Genomic DNA, 20,769 nt, shown 5'->3' with positions numbered 1-20,769 from the left:
CAAAATGACAAGGATTGCGCCATGAGCGACAACACTTCCAGCCAGGGGATCCCGGATCCGGAGGGCGCGGCCAGCCTCATCGACACGGATTATGAAATCGGCCAGGACAATATCGAAACCAAACTGGGACCGTTTAATCTGGACATTCACAACCCGGTTTTTCTGGTGTCCGGCCTGACCATCATCGCCTTCGTTTTTCTGACCCTCGCCTTTCAGAATGACGTCGGCCCGCTGTTTGATGCCATGCGCAAATGGCTGACTTCCAATCTCGACTGGTTCTTCATTCTCGCAGGCAATATTTTCGTTCTGGTCTGCCTGCTGCTGATCGTCACGCCGTTTGGCAGCGTGCGCATCGGCGGTAAGGCGGCGGAACCCGACTACAGCTATTTCGGCTGGTTTGCGATGCTGTTCGCTGCCGGCATGGGCATCGGCCTGATGTTTTTCGGCGTGCTGGAACCGGTCTATCACATGGCCTTTTCCTCCCCCATCGGCGTCCCGTCACCGTTTGATGATCAAGGCAATCTCATTGAGGACAACGTCGCTGCCGCAAAGGCGATGGGCATGGCGGCAACAATCTTTCACTGGGGCCTGCACCCATGGGCCATCTACGCCGTTGTGGCCCTCGCCCTGGCCCTGTTCTCGTTCAACAAAGGCCTGCCGCTGACCATGCGCTCAGTCTTTTACCCGATCTTCGGGGAACGGACCTGGGGCTGGCCGGGCCACATCATCGATATCCTGGCCGTCTTCGCAACGCTGTTCGGGCTGGCAACTTCCCTCGGCTTTGGCGCACAGCAGGCCAATGCAGGCCTTGATTTTGTCTTTGGCATTCCCGTCAGCACCACGGCCCAGGTGGTCCTGATCATCGCCATCACAGCCGTCGCGCTCGTCTCCGTTCTACGTGGCCTGGACGGGGGTGTGAAAGTGCTGTCGGAGGTGAACATGCTGGTGGCAGCGCTCCTGCTGGTCTTTGTCATTGCCGCCGGCCCCACAGCCCTTCTGGCGTCCGATCTCATTGCAAACTTGAGCTCCTACGCCCAGCAGATCCTGCCCCTTTCCATGCCCTTCGGCCGGGAAGATGACGGCTTCCGCCAGGGCTGGACCTCGTTCTACTGGGCCTGGTGGATCTCCTGGTCTCCCTTTGTCGGCATGTTCATTGCCCGGGTCAGCCGGGGGCGGACCGTCCGGGAATTTGTGATCTGCGTGCTGATCATTCCAACCTTTGTTTCCGTTTTGTGGATGACCGCCTTTGGCGGCACCGCCATCGACCAGGTTCTGTCGGACACGGGCAGCCAGGTCCGGCAATATGTGATCACCAGCTACAGTCCGGAACTGTCCCTGTTCGGGATGCTGGCAGATCTGCCACTGGCTCCAATCACCTCCTTTATCGCCATCATTCTGGTGATCGTCTTCTTCGTGACCTCGTCGGATTCCGGCTCCCTGGTCATCGACACGATCACGGCAGGCGGCAAGGTGGATGCCCCTGTGTCCCAGCGGGTATTCTGGTGCACCTTTGAGGGGCTGGTCGCGATTGCCCTTCTGCTTGGCGGCGGTCTCGGCGCGCTCCAGGCCATGGCGGTCTCCACCGGTTTCCCCTTCACCATCGTCCTGCTTCTGGCCTGCTACGCAATCTTCAAGGGCCTGAAAGACGAACCGCGCTGACAGAAAGCAGGCGCCAGTCACACCCTGGCGCCTGCTTTCTCCCTACAGTTTTCAGGATCTCTTCTGCGTCCGCCAGAGAAACGGCAGCCTGCGCCCCCTTTGAAAAGGGCGGCGACGCGGCAGGCAATGGCCGGGGAGTCCCGGGCCTCGCCTAATCCGCAAGCCGGGGGGCCAGGCGCACGCCCGGGGGCGGCGAACTCTCGCGGATGCGCAATTCCGGCTCGATCACGATCGGCGTGTTGGGCACCCGGTCCCCGGAGACCTGGCGCAGCAAGGTGAGCGCAGCCAGACGGCCGATCTTCTCCGGCTGATTGGCCACGGTGGTCAGAGCAGGCGTGCGCGCATCGGCGCCGTCAATATCGTCATAGCCGGTAACCGCCATATCCGGGCCCGGTTCCACACCGGCGCGGCGCAAGGTGGTCATCATGCCGAAGGCCACCAGATCGTTGAAGCCAACCACGGCGGTTGGCCTGGTGGCCGCCTCCAGCAACGCGGCAACCGCAGCCCGCCCATCGGCCTGTGTCATCAACTCGGGAAGATCCACCTGACTGTCCGGATCGATGCGCGCTTCCGCCATGGCCTTGCGCCAGCCCTCGTTGCGAAGGCGCCCCGTGGAACTGTCCCGGCGGCCACCCGCCATGGCAATCTCCCGATGCCCCTGCGCCAGAAGGTGTTTGGTTATCTGATAGGTGCCGGCCATATCATCGCCGCGCACACAGGGCGCCCAGACACCCGGAACTTCACGGGCCACCAGCGTCACCGGAATGCCCTGATCCACCAGCCGGTTGATCTCTTCAGCTGTCGTGCCGACCGAAGGGCACAGGATCAGGCCATCGGCCCGGTGCTGCAACAGTGTGTTGACGAAGCCGCGCTGGCGTTTCACGTCGTCCCGGTGGTTACAGATGAAGATCATCTGCCCCTGCTCTTCCAGAACATCCTCCAGCGCAGAAAACACTTCGGCAAAATACGGGTTCAGGATGTCATGAACCGCCACGCCGACAATCTGGCTGCGGGAGGTGCGCAGGGAGGCGGCCGACCGGTTGTAGATGTACCCGATTTCCTGCGCCGTCTGTTTGACCTTTTCCCGGGTCTCTTCCGCCACAAGCGGGCTGTCCCGCAAGGCGAGCGACACCGTGGCCGTGGAGATGCCCAGCTGGTCGGCAATATGGCCGAGGGTCAGCCGCTTTCCCGGTTTGGGGGGCAGGTCCGCAGAAGGCGGTGTGGAATCGTTGTCTTCAGACATTCAGCAGTGGTCTCTATTCCCGCAGAGGCGACGGCAACCGATACAGTTCCCCGCCCAGGCGGTAAACAGGCAATTTCGCCGGCTATGGCTTTTCGGAAGGCGCCTTACCGGGCCTGAGGCGCGGAATCGTCAAATTCCTCGCGCAGATTGACCACCACCCGCCGGTTCTGGGACTCGCATTCGATGGTGGCACAATCCGTCACCGGACGCTCCACCCCGTACCCCTTTACCCAGATCCGCTTCGGGCTGACCCCGAGGCTAACCAGTTCGGCCATGACCGCATTCGCCCGCTGGGTGGACAGCGTCTTTTGCGCCGCCTCGCTGCCCGGATCGTCCGAATGGCCCTGTACCTTGACCAGCCATTTCTTGTTGCGCTTCAACCACTCGGCCTGGCTCTTGATGGTCATCTCGGCTTCGTCGGTGACCGTTGCCGAGCCTTTGTCGAAATAGACCCGCCGCCCGACATTGATGATGAATTCCTCCTCCGACCCGGGCGCAATCTGCCCGAACCCGGCTGCCGTCGCATTTGTCACATCCGGCGAGGACAGGCCGCCCGCCGAGTTGCAGCCGGTCAATCCGGCCCCGATCACGATGGCTAGCGCCATCCCCTGGCCCCAACGGCCGCTCCGCTTACCCAAGAAAGCACCCAATCCAAACGTCCACGTCAAAAAACAGCGTTTCCAGCCTTACCCCGCATTTGCGCCCAGATGCTCCAGCACAAGAACGCCAGTCCCTTTCGGGCACCGCTGGTAAAGGTCGATCACATCTTCCGGCAGCATGCGGATGCAGCCGGAGGACACATCATGGCCGATGCTCCAGGGCTCCAGCGTGCCATGCAGACGGTAGCCCAGATCGCGGCCATCCCGGTAAAGATAAAGCGCCCTTGGACCCAGCGGATTGTTCGGAGCCCCACCGTCCACCTTGCGCGGCAGGTCCGGCTGGCGTTTGAGCATTTCAGGCGGCGGCACCCAGCGCGGCCAAAGCGCCTTGCGGTCGATGCGGGCCCGGCCATACCACTTGAAGCCTTCGCGGCCCACACCAACACCATATCTGAGCGCCGTATTGTTTTCCCAGACCCAGTAAAGAAAATGGTTCCCGGTATCTACAACCACGGTTCCAGGCGGCTCCGGGCTGAAATATTTGACCATCTGCCGGCGCCAGACCGGATCGATCCGGTTCAAATTCGTCCGGCGGTACTGGAACCCGTTGTCCTGCTGGTACCCGTTGAAATAGGCATTGGCGGCGGCATTGGCCTGCGCGGCCTGCGGCAGGGCCAAGGTGCCTGCGGCGGCCACCATCCCGCCCAAAAACCTGCGGCGATCCATTTCCATCCCGTCCCTCCTGAAAAGGCCGGCCCCTTGCGGACCTTCTGCTGTCCGGGGCACTCCCCCGCATTCCCTTCAGCTGCGTATTAAGACGGAAAGTCGCACGTAGCGTCAACCTGCCATCGGCACCGGCCAGCCAGGAGACCGATAACAGCAGCATTCTCTCGTCAGATTTACCAGCATGTGAGCCCGGCCGGCCTGAAATCGCCACCGAAGGCCACGATGAGAGCGTTCCGCCGTGTCGCGCGTCCTGGACGATGCCCCACATCGCCCCGTGACACGCTCCTAGCTGAACGCTCTCATGTCACAGTCGCATAGGTGCTCATTTGGCAAGGTTGTTATGAGAGCCCGCGCACCCGTTCCCGGTAAAGAATATAGAGCCCCGACGCCACAACGATGGACGCACCCAGAAGCGTGGAGAGAGACGGCACATCGTCGAAAATCAAATAGCCCAGCGCAATCATCCAGACGATCTGGATATAGATGAACGGAGCCAGGACGGGCGCCGGGGCGATCCGGTGCGCCCAGATAAACAGGAAGTGGCCGCCGCCGCCGAAAACACCAGTCGCAAACAGCAAGAGCCAGCTCGTCAGATCCGGCGGGGTGACCCAGACGGAGAGACCTGCAGGCGCCATGGCAATCGCGGCCACAAGCCCGGACAGGATCAGCATGCCGGCGGAACTCTCGGTCGATGTCAGTTGCCGGGTGAAAATGGCATAGACAGCGTAGAAGATCATGGAGGCGACTGAATAGAGCGCCGCCCAATGCATGTTGCCTATACCCGGCTGGGTGACGACCAGAACCCCGATGAACCCGACGCCAATGGCGGCCCAGCGCCTGACCCCTGCCCATTCCCCGAGCATGGGCCCCGCCAGCGCGGTGATCACGAAGGGGGCGGCAAACATGATTGCCATGGTCTCTGCCAGCTGCAGATAGCGCACGGCCATAAAGTTGCAGATTGTGATGCCCAACAGGCAGAGCGCGCGCACGATCTGCAGCACCGGCCGGCCCGTTTTGAAAAGAGACGGGGCCCTCCACACCCGGAACAGCACAAGGCACAGCAGCACATGAGAGACGAAGCGCAGCCAGACAATCTGCAGGGTCGGCAGGCTGGAGGAGAGATATTTCGCCGTGGCATCCAGAAAGGAAAACCCGAGACAGGCCAGAACAATCAGGCCAATGCCCAGAACCGGCGCGGTTGCGGCAGCCGGACCGCTGGAAGAAGATGTCTGTTGGTCTAGTGACATTTGGACGGGGCCTTGTGCCGATCATCCGCAGATGAATAGATGCGTAAACCGGACCGGACAAAACCGCCAGTCCGGACGGGACGGGGAAGAGACCCGCTCCATACCATCTGGAAGCAGAGGCCACACATGCCTGTCTCGGAAGTTGAAACGTGGTTGGGGCGCCTGTCGATCACGGAATCGGACGGCGCGATTACCCACTTACACTGGAATAGTGCCGCGCGCCAAGAAGAAACACCCCCGGGGACGCCACCAGAAACACCCCTGCTGCAGGAAGCGGCCGCTCAGCTGCAGGCCTATCTGTCCGGCAAGCTGCGCTGCTTCGACCTGCCGCTTGCCCCCCATGGCGGCGACCTGCATCAGGCTGTGTTCCGGGCCATGCGCGCCATTCCCTATGGCCGGACCCGGACCTATGGAGAGGTCGCGAAGGAGCTTAACACCTATGGCCAGCCCGTCGGCCAGGCCTGCGGAGCGAACCCGATTCCGATCATCATTCCCTGCCACCGGATCCTGTCTGCCACCGGCCTTGGAGGGTATTCCGGGTCTGGCGGCCTGGACACCAAGATTGCGTTGTTGAAACTGGAAGGCGGATATCCGTTCCTTGTTTGAAAAGCGGATTTGCTCTCTTCCCTCCTCCTGCCGAGTGTCCTGCCCATGTCTAGATTTACGCTAAGGCAGATGAAAGCCTTTCCATAAATGACTTCAAAACCAATGGGTTTCAGCAACGTGAGAAAACAATCAAAAAGATTACAAACAAGAAAAACACTTATTGGTTGACTTCCGCAACTTTAACAAGGTAGTTTGTAACAGCGTAACGTTTTTTGTGATTTGCGACGCAGGATGTTCCAGAGGGAGACCACTTCCATGGCGGTGGATCAGAACGTTTTTCACATTCCCGCAGAGACCCGGTATTCCTCAACACTCTCTCATCAGACGGCAGCAAATGCAGGCCGTCACGAGCCCGGAAATCCTTGCGATCTCCCCAGGCCCTGCGCCCGGTGAAGCAGCAAGGACAGACACAGACCTTTCACCCCATGGTCCTCGCATCCAGATCAGATTTCCGGCGCGGCGCGGTGCTCTGGACAGGCAAAGGAGTTTTTCGAGAGATGCGTCCCAGACCCTTTCAGCAGTCATCCTGGCCAAACGCTTTCCACTCAAGACACACCCCAATTCCCGTTTTGTCGAAGTGACATGTGCAGCAAGCCGGACCCGGCGCCTGTTTTGCCATTTTGCCAACCGTGGCGTCGTCCCACAGCGTTGAGCGCTGGCAAATGTGCAGAACAGGTCCCCGGTCCGGCCGAAAAGCACGGGGTTTCTTGAAACATCAAAAATTGCCCCGCTGACACTCAGGCCGGATGAGCTTAAAGTCACTCTGCGCGCGTCGGCAGGTTGAGGCCGGTAAGTTCAACTCTTCAGGAGCCCGGCTTTCAGGTTGTCTGACTTGCGGCAAGAGCACACTTGCCGAATGTGCATCGCTGGCAGGGACTGTGGGCGGATCTTGGAGGCCCATGAGGATCTGAAGCCGGATTGAAATGGGTTCCAAACGGTCCTTCCGGATATATATGGGACGGTCCTTTGCCAGGGCGTCTTTAGAAGATCATGCTCCCGGCAGCAGCAATGACAATTGCCAAGGCGATCCAGATCATCAGCGCGGTTGCATCCTTGCGCAGGGAGGTCCCACCTGACCCAAAAGGCGAAACGTCAAACCCGCCAAAGGATGGCGCCCCGGCCGCCTTTCTGGAGGCGGCCCGGAATCGCCGCCGCAACTCGGCGGCCTTGCGGGCTCCGCGCTCTTCATTGATGGTCTGTGCAAAAGACCGGCCGGCTCCGGATGTCTCCTTGCCCGGGATCACAGTGAAACTGGTCATGTCATCTGCCTCCGAAAGCATCTGATGTGTTTCTACAGCGTTTAGCCTGGTGAAAACGGTTTTGTCTTTGCATCGGCAACTCGGTTTTCAGGCAGCGAAAGACAAATCCAGAGAAACACTATTTTCTCTAAATGGGATGTGCAGGCTGGCCGCGCAAATGACTCTTTCGTAATCTTACCAAAGGGCAACCAACGTCGCGCAGCCGTCACAAAAGCCGCGTAGGCAAGCTCGGTCAGAGCCGGGCGGTCTTCTGCCTGCCCGTCTCCAACACAGTCATCCGGACGTCTCAGACGCCCCCAGTAGCCAGGCCTTGCATGCTCAAAAACCCGCAAAACGGTCCCTCCGCCCCCAAAACACCGGCCGAACGCCCGTCTCTAGCGGACCTGACCCGGGTTTCCTTGAAGGTGGGGCTGCTGTCCTTCGGCGGACCGGCGGCGCAAATTTCGGTGATGCATCAGGAATTCGTCGAAAACCGCAAGTGGCTGTCGGAGGACCGGTTTCTGCATGCCCTGAACTACTGCATGCTTCTGCCCGGACCGGAGGCACAGCAATTGGCGACCTATTGCGGCTGGCTGAGCGGGCGCACTTTGGGCGGCTTGATTGCCGGGCTGCTGTTCATCCTGCCCGGCGCTTTCGCCATGGCTGTCGTCAGCTATATCTATGTGGCCTTTGGCGACACATCACTCGTCACCGCCCTTTTTTACGGCGTGAAGGCTGGCGTTCTGGCCATCGTGCTGCAAGCGCTGATGAAGATCGGGGCGAAGGCGCTCACCTCCCGGCTTGCATGGCTGATCTGTGCGGCTTCTTTCAGCGCCCTGTTTTTCCTGTCCGTGCCGTTTCCTCTGGTCATCCTGGCTGCCGCCGCCCTGGGCCTTGCCTTCGGGCGCCCTCCGGTGACCCCGCAGGAAAACGCTCATGAGATGCTGCCCGTCAAGGCCAGCCCTGCCGCGACGCTTCGGACCCTTGTCCTTGGAACGGTACTCTGGCTTGGCCCGCCCCTTGTCCTCCTTGCAGTTCTGGCCCCCGGCACGGTTTATGGGGAGATCACCCGGTTCTTCTCCGTGCTCGCGGTGGTCAGTTTCGGCGGCGCCTATGCGCTTTTGAGCTACATGGCCCAGGTGGCCGTCGATCTGGAAGGCTGGCTGACCGCAGGGCAAATGCTGGATGGTCTCGGGCTGGCCGAAACAACTCCCGGCCCGCTTATTCTGGTCACGCAGTATGTCGGGTTTCTGGGCGGCTGGCAGGCTCCGGCGCCGTTTTCACCCCTGACCGGGGCCCTTTTGGCCGCAGCACTGACCACCTGGGTCACATTCGCCCCAAGTTTCCTGTTCGTGCTGGCAGGCGCTCCCTGGATGGAAAGGCTCCGGGGCAACCGCCCCCTTGCCAAGGCGCTCTCCGCAATCACTGCGGCCGTTGCCGGAACAATCCTGAACCTTGCCATCTGGTTCGCGGTGCGTGTGCTCTTTTCGGAGACCCACCGGCTGACGGCAGGCCCGTTTGCCTTTTCATGGCCAGACCCGGCCAGCCTCGATCCGGTGCTTGCAGCCATCGCCGCCATTGCGGCCTGTCTGGTCTTTCTGGCCAAAAGGGGGATCGCCACCGTTCTGATAGCGACAGCCCTACTCGGTGCCCTCGCCCAGACCTTTCTGCCTTGAAGGCATCCAAAGAGCCCTGTCAGGCGGCTGAGAGTTCTTTGCTCTTGCCGCTTGCCTTGGGCGCATCCTTCTTTTCATCCCCGCCGGCGGTCTCATCCCCATCCGTGTCGAAATCGCTTTCATGCTCGGGGTCGTCATCAACGGAAACCGACAGGTTCTTTTCCACCTGCCGCAGCAACTTGCGCAGTTTCTTGCGGTCCTTGTCATCAAGACCGGACATGGCCTCCCGCTCCAGCCGCTTCCACGCCTTGTCGACCGACACAACCAGGTCCCGGCCTTCCTCGGTCAGATAGACCCGCGCAAGACGGCCATCCGTATCGGACACCTGACGGCGCACGTAACCTTGTGTCGACAGGCGCGTCACCATTTTGGTGACCGTTGGCGGCTGCACACCCAGCGCAAGCGCCAGCTGGCTCATGGTCCGGCCGTCCGTATCGGCCAGAACCTTCAGAACAAGTTCCTGCCCAGGATGCAAACCGATGCGCATCAAATGCGCGCCCGATCGGGCCCGCTGGGCCTTGGCCGCCTGCACCAGCCGAAATGTTATGCTCTTTTTGTAGTTAAACGCCATCGCCCATACCTGCCCGAAGATCAGACCGAATCGTCATTTTTGACATCGCGGCAGAAACCTAGCCGGACTATTTAACCGTCAAATGACAGCCGGAGACAGCCACACTTATTTTGCCACGGCAAATGCCCTTCGCCCCTCGTGCATGCGCGAAAAAGAAAGGGGCCGCCACCCGCATCTGACGCTCATAAGCCGCCTTAGAAACCATTTCCGGCACTGGGTGGCAGGCTCAGACCCTTGTCAACGTGTCCGGGACGGTCATTCCTTTTACTTAGCGAAACTCGGGCGGCCATTCTCCCGAGCCTGGGATGCGAGATCGTAGAACAAGCCCAAAGAGAGCTGAAAGGAGAGTGACCACCGGAATTTCGCTATTCATGAACCTTCAACGCACCTGCAAGAAACGGCACAGCCAGCGTCAGCAGGGCCACCAGCGCAAAAGACGCCCCGAGCGAGAAGGCTTCGCCGACAAGGCCCAGCAACGGCGGGCCGAACAGAAACGCGCCATAGCCAAGCGTGGCAACAGCGGCAAGCGCCTGGCCTTTGGACATCCGGGTTTCGCCAGCTGCCCGGGACATGGCCAGCGGGAACAGCACCGCATAGCCGATCCCCATAATGAAACAGCCTGCCCATACGGCCCAGATGGACCAGCCGGACACCAGAAGCACCCCGCCCAGAAACGCCACAAGCCCGCTGACCCGGGCCACACGGACCGGTCCGTAAAGAGCCACCACCCGGTCACCGGCAAAGCGCATGATCACCATCGCGGCAGAAAAGACCGTGAAAGCAACCGGCGCAATCGATTCCGGATAGCCAAGATCATAGATCTGATAGAGCGCCGCCCAATCGGTCAGAGCGCCTTCGCCCAGCGCCGCGATCAGGGCAATCAGACCGGCCAGCAGCAAGGCGCCACGAGGCACGGCAAAAATCGGCGCCTTGCCCTCTTCTGCCCCGCCTTCCTGCGCGCGTGGCCAGGGCTGCCGGCACGCCCAGACCAGCACCGGTACAGACAGGAGGCTGCAAAGAAGGAAATGCTGAGCCACCGAAAGGTCAAGGCGGATGGCCAGGCCGCCCGCCGCCGCCGCGCTGCCCGCGCCCAGGCTGAACAACCCGTGGAAGGAAGACATGACCGGGCGCGCCAGCGCTTTTTCCACCTCCGCGCCCCAGCCATTCATGGATACATCCAGCGCGCCGAAGAAAAACCCGCCCAGAAAGAGGGCAACCGTCAGAACCGGCAAGGACGGCGCAAGCCCCACACACAGAAAGGCCGCGACGGTAGTCACCGCCGTGAGCTTGGACACCAGAGCCGGCCCGTGCAGGTCCATAAGTTTTCCAGCAATCGGAAAGGCGGTGAACGCCCCGAAAGCCAGGACCAGCAACAACAGGCCGAACGCGCCTTCGCTCAAGCCGGTGAATGCCTTAATCTCCGGAATCCGGGATGCCCACAGGCCGATAATCGCACCGCCCAGGAAAAAGAGCGCCGCAACAACCCGGCGGGTGGCCAGAACCTGATGTCTTGGAACCTGCATGGAAGGACCTTGATGGGGCAAAGCCCTTTGGGCCCCTGGGGAAGCCCGGACCCGAAGCGCACAGCCAGTCTTTTGACAGTCTTAAGCTCCGGCTGTAGCGCGTTCACGCGCCGGGTTCAATCCTGACACCGCTGCGGACAAACGAAGCCACGCCGGAAGGATCATATCAGGCTGATCAGATGAGGCAGACCAGATGACACCGGTCAGGCCAGAACAGAGGCCAGTAAAGATTCCGCCTCCTGCGCCCTCTGAAGCGCAGACTGATAGGCCGCGGCGGCCTGGCCATTGGCTGGCTCTGGCCCGTTGCTCTGAAGCCCGCCACCTTGTGCCCTTTCACCTTCAGACATCTTGCCCTCTGACGCCGGCTTCTCCGGCCCCTTCTTCTCTGCTCCGGCACCGGGGCCGGACAAGGAATCGCTTGCCCCATCGCCCCCCTGCAGGTCCTCAGCCTTGGCCTGACGGGCCTCCGCCTGGGCTTCAGATAGCTGGGACCGGGCAAGCTGGGCCACTTTCAGGTCCTGGGACGAAGGTTCTGCCGGTGCGAGCGCCGCACGGATGACAATCTGCATCTTGCGGATAGTTTCTTGCGGGGTCTTTTCCTTGGATGTGTCGATCTGAACTTCGCCGCCAATTGCATAGCGTTTGCCGTCGGGGCCTTGCTGGAACGTGTAGCTCGGCGCCCCGGCATAAGCCCCACCCACCCGGGCATGGGCCTGTTCATGAGCCCGAACTTCCCGGTCGCGCTTGGCCAGTTCTTGCACCTGTTTTTCTTCAGCTTCGTTCAGCCCGTCGCCATCCGGGTCCTCCTCCTGGGCGCCGCCCTGCGTCCCGTCTTGCGTTTGTGCAGGGGTCAGTCCGCCCTCCTGGCCGCCGGGCGCCTGTCCCCCGGCGCCCTGACGCCCTAACGGGCCCTCCGATGCGCTGGCAGAAGCTGGCCCGCTGTCAGCAGGCCCCTCGTCGGCAACACGACCGGAAGACTGTGCGGACAGATCTGCGGACGGCCCTTCTGAGTGGGCACCGCCGCGCTGCGCCTGAGCCGGATCGGTTTCCTGAAGGGCCAGAACCGCCTGCTTGGTCAGCACACCACCGGAACCGCTTCCGGCGGCGCGGACCGGCCCGCTGGCCAGACTGTCGCGCACGGCGTCCCGCTCCCGGCCGGAAGCACCCGCTCCCCCGCCGGGCTCCAGTTCGCCCGCGACACCACTGCTTCTCAAAAGGTTCGCCGGCGTATTGGACAACAAAGCGCCGATCATGAAGCCCACTTTGCCGGGAAACAATCAGCAATATCTTAAAGCCGGAGCATGCCGCACGATCATATCTTCGTGAGGGCCTTGCTCTTCTTTGTTGTCTCTTTGCGGCACTTGCCTGACCGGTCAGGGTGTGCAAAGCAAGGGCCGAACTTGCGATAGAACAGTACGGGACGGGACAATGCTGCCCAGGCACTTCTGGCATGACATGACAACGGAGGATTTCAACTCCCCCGGCCGGGAACACTGGATCGCCGTTCTCCCGGTCGCAGCCATTGAACAGCATGGGCCCCACCTGCCCGTCTTCACCGACACTGCCATTGCGAACGGCCAGATCCAGAGGGTTCTGGAGCTTTTGCCCGACACTCTACCGGTGACCTTTTTGCCGACACAGCAGATCGGCAAGTCGGACGAGCACATTTCCTCTCCCGGGACGCTGACCCTTTCCTGGGAGACCGTCACCAAGGCCTGGATCGAAATCGGCGAGAGCGTCGCCCGGACCGGTCTCCGCAAACTGGTGCTGATCAATGCCCATGGGGGCAATGTGCCCATTCTCGACATAGTGGCCCGGGACCTGCGCGTCAGGCACAACATGTTCGTCACCGCCACCAACTGGCTGCGGTTCGGTCAGCCGGACGGACTGTTTCCGCAAGACGAATTTGCCTATGGTATTCATGGCGGCGACATTGAAACATCGCTTATGCTGCACCTTCACCCGGAGCTGGTGCGCATGGAGCTGGCGCGGGATTTTTTCTCCGAGCAGCAGACCTATCTGACAGAATTCAAGCATCTGCGCGGCCATGGCAAGGCCCAGTACGGCTGGAAGGTACAGGACCTTAATCCGACCGGCGCTCTTGGCAATGCCGCTCTTGCCACGGCCGAAAAAGGCCGCCTGTCGCTGGACCACGCAGCGAGGGGGTTTATCGAGCTCCTGGAAGACGTTGCCGCTTTCGACCTGACCCGCCTTTGGGACGCGGAAGAATGATCTGGACATCTTTCGGCCCAGGCGCAAACGCGCTGTCAAATATTGCTACCCGGCAATCAACCGGGAGTCGAACGCAATCGGCCAGCACCGCAAGTGGACAGGGCCCGGCCCGTAATCCCGTGCTAAATCAGTGAAATTCCAGAGGTTTTATTGACAGTGGTTGACCTTGAGCCCCTTAGGCGACACACTAATGGCCCTGTGAGCTAGGGGGGCGCAGTTCGAGTACCCATGAACCTGTCAATCCGGCAATTGGCGACATTTCGCGAAGTGATGCGCAGCGGTTCCATTTCGGAAGCTGCCCGCACGCTCGGGCGTACCCAACCGGCTGTCAGTTCCACAATTGCCGGACTGGAGACGGAGCTGGAGCTGAAACTGTTCGTCAGGGAACAGGGCCGGCTGGTTCCGACGCCGGAAGCAGAGTTCTTTCTCGAAGAAGCCGAAGCCATTCTGAAACGCCTGGAAATCTCCAAGCGGACCCTGCGGGGCCTGGCAAACCGGGAGCATGGCCAGCTGCGCATTGCCGGCATTCCCGAAGCCGTCGCTGATTTCCTGCCCAACAGCCTGTCGAAATTCGTCGCCGACAAGCCGAGCGTGAAAGTGGCGCTGGCAAGCCGCTCTTCCTCGGAAATCGAGGAGCTGATCGCCGCCCAGCAATTCGACATTGGCTTTACCGAAACGCCCCGGGCCCGCAATTCCTTTGACCAGATCGATTTTGATCTGGAATGCATGTGCGCCATTCCCTCAACGGACCCTCTGGCCGCCAAGGAAGTCATCACCCCGGAAGAGCTGGACGGCTATCCGCTGGCGCTTCTGCATTCCGAACATCGCAGCCACAAGCAAACCTTGGCACGGTTCCGCGATGCGGGGGTGGATTTCAACCAGCGCTTTGAGCTTCAGACCGCCGTGTCCGGCCTCAAATTTGTCGAAGCAGGTCTGTGCGCGCTCATCTGTGACATGCTGACGGCCTATAAAGCCCAGGAAGACGGTCGCCTTGGGATGGGGCCGCCCCGGATCGTGTTCCGCCCCTTTCGCCCGCGCATCCAGAACGGCCTGTCGATCCTGACGCCGACCCACCGGCCGATCTCCATCGTCGCCAAGGATTTCTGCGATTTCCTGAGCGCGGAAATGGCGACCATGCGCTCCGCCATGATCAAGAAAACCGCCTAGAGCCTCGGGCAGCCCCATTTTCTTGAAATTCAAACAGGAACTGATGGGCCAAGCGTGCTGGTTCCGCCCGGCCGCACGCGGCATAGTTACGCAATCACTCAATCAAGCGGGATCATGCGCTGTGCCAAACTCTCTCTACGCTCCCAAGGGCGGCCATCCCGGCCAGGACACCCTGTTGACCGACCGCGCCGTTTTCACCGAGGCCTATGCGGTGATCCCCCGCGGGACCATGCGCGATATCGTAACCAGCTTCTTGCCCTTCTGGTCCAACACCCGGCTCTGGGTGCTTTCAAGGCCCTTGTCCGGCTTCGCCGAAACCTTTTCCCAATACATTATGGAAGTGTCGCCCAAAGGCGGCTCGGGCCGGCCGGAAACGGACCGGGCTGCGGAAAGCGTGCTCTTTGTCGTGGACGGCAGCGCGACCCTGACGGCAGAGGGCCAAACCCATGCGCTGGAGGAAGGCAGCTATGCCTTTCTGCCGCCGGAGACGGACTGGAGCTTGTGGAACCACGGCGATCACCCCGTGCGCTTTCACTGGATCCGCAAGGCCTATGAACCGGTCGAGGGACTGGACCGGCCTGCGTTGTTCGTCACCCATGAGCGCCAGGCAACGACGGTCGCCATGCCCGGCACGGAGGGCAAGTGGGCCACCTCCCGTTTTGTCGATCCGGAAGATCTGCGCCACGACATGCATGTGAACATCGTCACCTTTCAGCCCGGCGCGGTCATTCCCTTTGCCGAAACCCATGTGATGGAACACGGGCTTTACGTGCTGCAGGGCAAGGCGGTCTACCGGCTCAATCAGGACTGGGTCGAGGTGGAGGCCGGGGACTATATGTGGCTGCGCGCCTTCTGCCCGCAGGCCTGTTACGCAGGCGGGCCCGGCCCGTTCCGCTATCTGCTTTACAAGGACGTCAACCGGCACATGCCGCTGCGTTTGGCTGCCCGTTTCGGCTAACTCCGCTAAGGCAAGATCCGGCGGCCCAAGATTGTCCTTAAGGACAATATAAATAAGATCAAGACGTTAAAAGGTGATAGGCCTTTCAAAAGACGGCCCGAGACAAGAGGCTCCTTTTAACTTCGATCAACGTTCCGGCGCCCCTCTGGGCCAGTTGCGCCGGCTGATCCAGGCAGAGACAAAACAGGTCCTTGCAATGCGGATTGTCATCAACGGGTTCGGCCGGATCGGCCGGACCGTTTTGCGTCAGATCCTGGCGTTCCCCCAGCCCTCGGACATCAAGGTGCTGCGGATCAACGATATCGCCCCCCTGGAGACCTGCGCCTATCTGTTCAGATATGACAGCGTCTTCGGCCCTTATCCCGGGGAGGTTGCTGCCGGTGACGGCAGTCTCATCGTCGACGGGCTGACGATCCCCTTTTCCCGGGAATCGGATCTGACGGCCGTCGATCTGACCGGCGCCGATATTGTTCTGGAATGCACCGGCAAGGCCAAAACACGGGACATCGCCGAACGGGGTCTGGTGGCAGGCGCAGCCAAAGTACTGATTTCCGGCCCATCCCCGGCCGCCGACATCACCCTGGTTCTGGGCGCCAATGATCATCTCCTGAAAGATCAAATGGTGGTCTCCAACGGCTCCTGCACCACCAATGCGCTGGCCCCGCTGCTGCGCGGCCTGGAAGAGGCCGTCGGCATTGAGACCGGGCACATGACCACGATCCACTGCTACACAGCCAGCCAGCCCATGGTGGATGCGCCGCGCGGCCCACTGGAGCGCAGCCGCGCAGGCGGGGTGTCCATGGTGCCCACGACCACCAGCGCCACACACCTCGTCACTCGGGTTCTGCCGCATCTGGAGGGGCGCATCACCGGCGCCGCCGTGCGCGTGCCCGCCATCAGCGTATCGGCAGTCGATCTGACCGTCACATTTAAACAGACCGTTGCGAAACCGGTGAATGACCTGCTGCTGGAGATCTTCGCCGGCAATCCCGTGATCGGCTTCACGTCAGACAGGGTTGTCTCCACAGACTTGCGCGCCCGCCCGGAGTCCCTGGTGATCGCCCTGCCCGAGACCTTGAGCGCCGGAGACCGGCAGGCCCGGATTTTCGGCTGGTATGACAATGAATGGGGATTTTCCCGGCGCATGATCGACATGGCCAGACGGATGACCGCGCCCGGCTGAGCCCCGCCTCACCGGATAGCTCGCTATCCGCTGTCCGGTAGAGAACGGCAAATCCGATGGCAGGGGATGTTCCCTACTGCACAACGGCTTCAACGATATAGGGCTCGGGAAACCAGAATTCTTCCAGATTGTCCCCTTCGCCGATCCGGTCAACCACAACGAACCTGCCGGGTTTCCCAAGCGGAGCGAGCACCCCGTGCCAGGTGCCCCGGTGCAGATTGACCGACTGCCCGGGCTGGCTGACAAAGGCTTTCAGGTTGACCGGCTGACCATCCTTGTCGCTGGCAACAATCACCAGCATGGGCACCCCATCGACCGGAATGAAGGCCTGGCTGCCGTCCGGGTGCCGCTCCACCATATCGACCTTGTAGGGCAGCGCGCGCGCCTTGGCATCAAACAGGCTGATGCCGGCGCGCCCGGATCCGAAGTCGAGCGCTGCCAGATCGTGGTGACGGCCGCACATGCCCTGATTGATAATCTTGTCCGGGGCGCCCGACACCTCCATCACCTCACCATAGGGCGCAAAGGCGGCCACAGTCAGCGGCACGGCCGTCAGGCCGGGGTTTGGTTTCCCGGTCCCCGTCACGGCAAAAGGTCCTTCAGCCGGTGCCGGGCAATGCGCTCCACCTGAAAACAGGCTTCGCGGAATTCGGTCTCCCGGTCATTGCCGATCCGCCGTTCAAAAGCGGCCAGAATGGATGGCTTGTCATGATCCCGAACGGCAATGATGAACGGAAACCCATGTTTCTCCACATAAGCTGAATTGAGCGCAGTGAAGGTCTCCCGCTCCTCGTCGGTCAGAAGATCCAGTCCGGCCTGCGCCTGTTCAGAGGCGCTTTCCGCCGTCAAACGCCCCGCCTGGGCAAGTTTGCCCGCCAGATCCGGATGGGCGTTCAAAACCCCAAGACGCTCGTCTTCGCTGGCGGAGCGGAACATGCGGCACAGGGCATTGTGAACCCCGGCGGCGCAATCATGGGCCGGGCCGAGTTCCAGATCAAAAGCGCGCTCCGCAATCCAGGGTGAATGCTCAAAAATGCCACCAAAACGCTCCACAAACTCCGCGCGGTCCATCCGGCTCGGCTTCAGGCTGCGCCGATGCGGATGCTGGGCCCGCCAATGGGCTGCGATATCGATCCGGCGCGGGCACCAGACCCCGTCATGGGCCTGGATATGCTGAAGAAATTTCTGCAGCGCGGTGATCTTTCCCGGACGCCCGGCGAGACGGCAATGCAGACCGACCGACATCATTTTCGGCACGTCCTCATCGCCTTCCGCGTAGAGCACGTCAAAGGCATTGCGCAGATAGTTGAAGAAATCCTCCCCGTCGGTCCAACCGGGAGAGACGGCAAAGCGCATGTCATTGGCTTCCAGGGTGTAGGGAATGATCAGCTGATCCCGGTCCTCCACTTCCAGCCAATAGGGCAGATCGTCATCATAGGTGTCGGAGATATAGTCAAAGCCCCCTTCTTCGGCGACCAGACGGACCGTGTTTTCCGAACAGCGGCCGGTATACCAGCCGCGCGGGCGTTCCCCAACGACTTCCGTATGCAGACGGATGGTTTCGGCAATCGCCGCCCGTTCTTCCTCTGCAGGCATGTCCTTGTGCTCAACCCATTTCAGGCCATGGCTCGCGATTTCCCAGCCCGCTTCCTTCATGGCCTCGACCTGCTCCGGACTGCGGGCGAGCGCTGTCGCCACCCCGTAGATGGTCAGCGGAATGCCGGCCCTGGTGAACAGGCGGTGCAAGCGCCAGAATCCGGCCCGGGCGCCATATTCATATATGGATTCCATGTTCCAGTGCCGCTGCCCCTGCCATTGGGCGGCTCCGGCAATATCGGACAGGAAAGCTTCTGAGGCCGCATCCCCATGCAGCACGCAATTCTCTCCGCCTTCCTCGTAATTGAGGACAAACTGAACCGCCACCCGGGCGTTGCCCGGCCATTTCGGGTCCGGCGGAAACGGGCCATAGCCCCTGAGATTGCGAACATAGCGTGACACGTATCACCTCCGGTGTTTTTCTTTTTATAGACCAAAATCCGGCCTGCAGTTTCAGGCATTTCTTGAAACAGTCACCTGCGATCCGGTGTCTGCTCCCGTTGGCTCCGGGTCATGCCGGTGCGCTGCAATAGGCTGCCAGAAACGCATCCACACCGGCGTCGACATGACGGTTGATTTCGTCATCTGAAGGTGCTTCCTGCAGAATGGCAAACAGCCGTTTGCGCCACAGATGCCCCGCCACCAGATCGTTGAAATGATAAACGGCCAAGTCGATCTCCCTGACCTGAAGCCGCCCGGCTGCGATCTCCGTTTGAAGGAAGCGGCCAAGCAGGGCCGCTGCTCTGCCAGCGCCTTCACTGTAAAACCGGGCTCCCAGATCCGGCATCTTGTTTGCCGCACCTATGACCACCCGTTGCGCTTGGATAACCTGTTCCGAACTCAGGATCCCGGCGATACAGCGCCCGAAGGCGGCCAGCTTGTCGCGCATGGACCCTTCGACCTCAAGCGCGGCTGCCATCTCGGGATAAAACCGTTGGCGTTCGCGGTCCACAAGGGCCTCGAACAGATCGACCTTGTCGGCAAAATAGACATAGAGCGTGCCCTTGGACACACCTGCTGCGCGGCAGATGTCGTTCATGCTCGCCGCGTCAAACCCCTTTTCAAAAAACACCTTGCCCGCACCATCTAATATCAGGTCTCGCTTGACCGGGTCCTCGCCTGCGGCATGGCGGCCGGGTTTGTCTTCGCAGGTGCGCTCGCGCGATCCGTCCGGGGCCAAAATTCGTGTATCCATCAAAACCTCCAGAGTCTGGAATATAATCGAACCATCTGGTTCGATAAACCCTTGAAACCCGGCATCGTCAGCGCTATCTGCTCAATCGAACCAACTGGTTCGACGCATTTCGACCGGCAAATCATATCCCGGGCAGGCAAAACCCGTCTCCCCGAACCCCGAAAAGCCCTTTTCATGAAACACGATCCGATTGATCAGCCTCAGCGCTCACAGTCACAGCCGGTGACCAGGGACAGCCTGGATCAGTCCCCAGCGTCCGGGACGCCCGCAAAGGCAAGACGCTCCTGGCGCAAACGCGTGCTTCCCGGCCTCATTGCTCTGGCCGCTCTCATAGGGGGCGCCTATGAGGGCCACGCATGGTGGACCACCGGCCGCTTCATGGTCTCAACCGACGACGCCTATGTTCAGGCCGACATCACCCTGATTTCCTCCCGGGTGCAGGGATATGTGAAGGTGCTTTCGGTTTCCGACAACGACCATGTCAAGGCCGGAGACATTCTGGTTAAGCTGGACGATGGCGATTTCCGGATCGCTCTCAATCTGGCCAAACGCAAGGTCGAGACTGCCAGCCAGACACTCAAACGCATCAAGGCCCAGATCGAAGCCGCCCGGGCTTCCGTTGCCCAGGCCGAAGCGAACCGGGACGCTGCCAAGGCCCAACTGCGCAATGCGAGGATCAGCTTCAGCCGGATCAGCGACCTTGTGGCCCGGAAGGTCACCTCTCAGGCCCAGCTGGACAGCGCCACCGAGGACCAGGATACGGCCCAGGCCAAGCTGGCCAGCGCCAAAGCGGCCGTCGACAGCGCCAAAGCCGAAATCGCGGTGCTTGAAGGGCAATATGGCGAGGCAAGGAGCCAACGCCAGGAACTGGAGCTGGACGTGGCCCAGGCACAGCGCAATCTCGACATGACAGTGCTGCGCGCGCCCACTAGCGGCACCATTGCCAATATTGCGATCGAAAAGGGAGATCTGGTGACAGCCGGCAAGCGTCTTGCCGCGCTGGTCCCGGACCGCAGCTACTATATTGAGGCCAACTTCAAGGAAACCCAGATGGAAGGGGTTGCCCCCGGTGCCAAGGTCCATCTGACCTTCGACGCCCTGCCGGGGCGGAGCTTTGACGGCACGGTTGCCTCTGTAGCACCAGCGACGGGCGCCATTTTCTCCCTGCTGCCCGCCGAAAACGCCACCGGAAATTTCACAAAGATTGTCCAGCGCGTTCCGGTCCGGATCAACATTCCCCAAAAGGCCCTTGAAACGCGCGCCATTCGCGCGGGCCTGTCGGTCGTCGTGGATGTCGACAGCCGCACAGCCGGAGACCATCCGGTCTCTGTCGCCCACGCGGACTGATCA

General features: G+C 61.1%; 19 protein-coding genes. 8 read left to right on the top strand and 11 right to left on the bottom strand.

The annotated features are described in order from the left end of the window. The first annotated feature begins 21 nt into the window (after positions 1–21). Positions 22–1,659: a BCCT family transporter gene (locus tag ACXAIC_RS19980; protein ID WP_475184272.1), complete on the top strand. Its 1,638-nt coding sequence runs from the start codon at positions 22–24 to the stop codon at positions 1,657–1,659. 151 nt (positions 1,660–1,810) lie between these two features. On the opposite strand, the gene ACXAIC_RS19975 is transcribed toward ACXAIC_RS19980, so the two are convergent. The 4 genes from ACXAIC_RS19975 to ACXAIC_RS19960 all read right to left on the bottom strand — a co-directional run bounded on the left by ACXAIC_RS19975 (position 1,811) and on the right by ACXAIC_RS19960 (position 5,474). Further along, positions 1,811–2,902, bottom strand: a complete 1,092-nt coding sequence (locus ACXAIC_RS19975; protein ID WP_475184271.1) for a LacI family DNA-binding transcriptional regulator — start codon at positions 2,900–2,902, stop codon at positions 1,811–1,813. A 104-nt stretch (positions 2,903–3,006) separates the two neighbouring features. Then, a complete protein-coding gene (locus tag ACXAIC_RS19970) occupies positions 3,007–3,507 on the bottom strand; it encodes an OmpA family protein (protein ID WP_475184270.1) in 501 nt (166 codons plus the stop codon). 81 nt (positions 3,508–3,588) lie between these two features. Next, positions 3,589–4,233, bottom strand: coding sequence for a L,D-transpeptidase (locus ACXAIC_RS19965; RefSeq protein ID WP_475184267.1), 645 nt, complete (start codon positions 4,231–4,233; stop codon positions 3,589–3,591). 332 nt (positions 4,234–4,565) lie between these two features. Next, complete coding sequence (locus ACXAIC_RS19960; protein ID WP_475184266.1) at positions 4,566–5,474, bottom strand: DMT family transporter; 909 nt, start codon at positions 5,472–5,474, stop codon at positions 4,566–4,568. 126 nt (positions 5,475–5,600) lie between these two features. On the opposite strand from ACXAIC_RS19960, the gene ACXAIC_RS19955 reads away from it, so the two are divergent. Next, entirely contained in the window at positions 5,601–6,080 is a 480-nt protein-coding gene (locus ACXAIC_RS19955) for a methylated-DNA--[protein]-cysteine S-methyltransferase (RefSeq protein ID WP_475184264.1), read from the top strand. 980 nt (positions 6,081–7,060) lie between these two features. Here ACXAIC_RS19955 and ACXAIC_RS19950 read toward each other — a convergent pair. Continuing rightward, complete coding sequence (locus ACXAIC_RS19950) at positions 7,061–7,339, bottom strand: hypothetical protein (RefSeq protein WP_475184261.1); 279 nt, start codon at positions 7,337–7,339, stop codon at positions 7,061–7,063. 314 nt (positions 7,340–7,653) lie between these two features. Between ACXAIC_RS19950 and chrA the strand changes: the two genes are divergently transcribed. Further along, a complete protein-coding gene (gene chrA / locus ACXAIC_RS19945; RefSeq protein WP_475184259.1) occupies positions 7,654–8,994 on the top strand; it encodes a chromate efflux transporter in 1,341 nt (446 codons plus the stop codon). A 19-nt stretch (positions 8,995–9,013) separates the two neighbouring features. On the opposite strand, the gene ACXAIC_RS19940 is transcribed toward chrA, so the two are convergent. From ACXAIC_RS19940 to ACXAIC_RS19930, 3 genes are all read right to left on the bottom strand, one after another. After that, the gene (locus ACXAIC_RS19940; RefSeq protein ID WP_475184257.1) at positions 9,014–9,565 is read right to left on the bottom strand and encodes a MarR family winged helix-turn-helix transcriptional regulator; all 552 of its coding nucleotides are present in this window, start codon (positions 9,563–9,565) and stop codon (positions 9,014–9,016) included. A 365-nt stretch (positions 9,566–9,930) separates the two neighbouring features. After that, positions 9,931–11,088 (bottom strand): MFS transporter, encoded by a 1,158-nt coding sequence (locus ACXAIC_RS19935; protein ID WP_475184255.1) that lies wholly within the window; start codon positions 11,086–11,088, stop codon positions 9,931–9,933. 203 nt (positions 11,089–11,291) lie between these two features. Further along, positions 11,292–12,341: a putative metalloprotease CJM1_0395 family protein gene (locus ACXAIC_RS19930; protein ID WP_475184253.1), complete on the bottom strand. Its 1,050-nt coding sequence runs from the start codon at positions 12,339–12,341 to the stop codon at positions 11,292–11,294. Between the two features lie 175 nt (positions 12,342–12,516). Here ACXAIC_RS19930 and ACXAIC_RS19925 point away from each other — a divergent pair, with 175 nt between their 5' ends. From ACXAIC_RS19925 to ACXAIC_RS19910, 4 genes are all read left to right on the top strand, one after another. Further along, complete coding sequence (locus tag ACXAIC_RS19925; protein ID WP_475184251.1) at positions 12,517–13,320, top strand: creatininase family protein; 804 nt, start codon at positions 12,517–12,519, stop codon at positions 13,318–13,320. Positions 13,321–13,548: 228 nt separating this feature from the next. After that, positions 13,549–14,487 carry a LysR substrate-binding domain-containing protein gene (locus ACXAIC_RS19920; RefSeq protein ID WP_475184249.1) on the top strand — a complete coding sequence of 313 codons (939 nt, stop codon included), beginning with the start codon at positions 13,549–13,551 and terminating at the stop codon, positions 14,485–14,487. 121 nt (positions 14,488–14,608) lie between these two features. Further along, positions 14,609–15,445 (top strand): bifunctional allantoicase/(S)-ureidoglycine aminohydrolase, encoded by an 837-nt coding sequence (locus ACXAIC_RS19915; protein ID WP_475184247.1) that lies wholly within the window; start codon positions 14,609–14,611, stop codon positions 15,443–15,445. A 196-nt stretch (positions 15,446–15,641) separates the two neighbouring features. Further along, the gene (locus tag ACXAIC_RS19910) at positions 15,642–16,628 is read left to right on the top strand and encodes a type I glyceraldehyde-3-phosphate dehydrogenase (RefSeq protein WP_475184245.1); all 987 of its coding nucleotides are present in this window, start codon (positions 15,642–15,644) and stop codon (positions 16,626–16,628) included. A gap of 73 nt (positions 16,629–16,701) precedes the next feature. Here the strand turns inward: ACXAIC_RS19910 and ACXAIC_RS19905 are convergent, their stop codons facing one another. The 3 genes from ACXAIC_RS19905 to ACXAIC_RS19895 all read right to left on the bottom strand — a co-directional run bounded on the left by ACXAIC_RS19905 (position 16,702) and on the right by ACXAIC_RS19895 (position 19,419). Then, positions 16,702–17,214 carry an ureidoglycolate lyase gene (locus ACXAIC_RS19905; RefSeq protein ID WP_475184243.1) on the bottom strand — a complete coding sequence of 171 codons (513 nt, stop codon included), beginning with the start codon at positions 17,212–17,214 and terminating at the stop codon, positions 16,702–16,704. Next, positions 17,211–18,626 carry an allantoinase PuuE gene (gene puuE / locus ACXAIC_RS19900; protein WP_475184241.1) on the bottom strand — a complete coding sequence of 472 codons (1,416 nt, stop codon included), beginning with the start codon at positions 18,624–18,626 and terminating at the stop codon, positions 17,211–17,213. The genes ACXAIC_RS19905 and puuE overlap by 4 nt, the downstream gene beginning before the upstream one ends. Positions 18,627–18,735: 109 nt before the next feature. Continuing rightward, positions 18,736–19,419: a TetR/AcrR family transcriptional regulator gene (locus tag ACXAIC_RS19895; protein ID WP_475184239.1), complete on the bottom strand. Its 684-nt coding sequence runs from the start codon at positions 19,417–19,419 to the stop codon at positions 18,736–18,738. A 174-nt stretch (positions 19,420–19,593) separates the two neighbouring features. On the opposite strand from ACXAIC_RS19895, the gene ACXAIC_RS19890 reads away from it, so the two are divergent. Next, positions 19,594–20,766, top strand: coding sequence for an HlyD family secretion protein (locus tag ACXAIC_RS19890; RefSeq protein ID WP_475184237.1), 1,173 nt, complete (start codon positions 19,594–19,596; stop codon positions 20,764–20,766). Positions 20,767–20,769: the final 3 nt, after the last annotated feature.

The sequence above is a fragment of the Roseibium sp. AWQ4_254 genome, from assembly GCF_056161025.1.
Note: the sequence above shows the minus strand (reverse complement) of the source record. Positions and strands in the feature narration are given on the sequence as shown.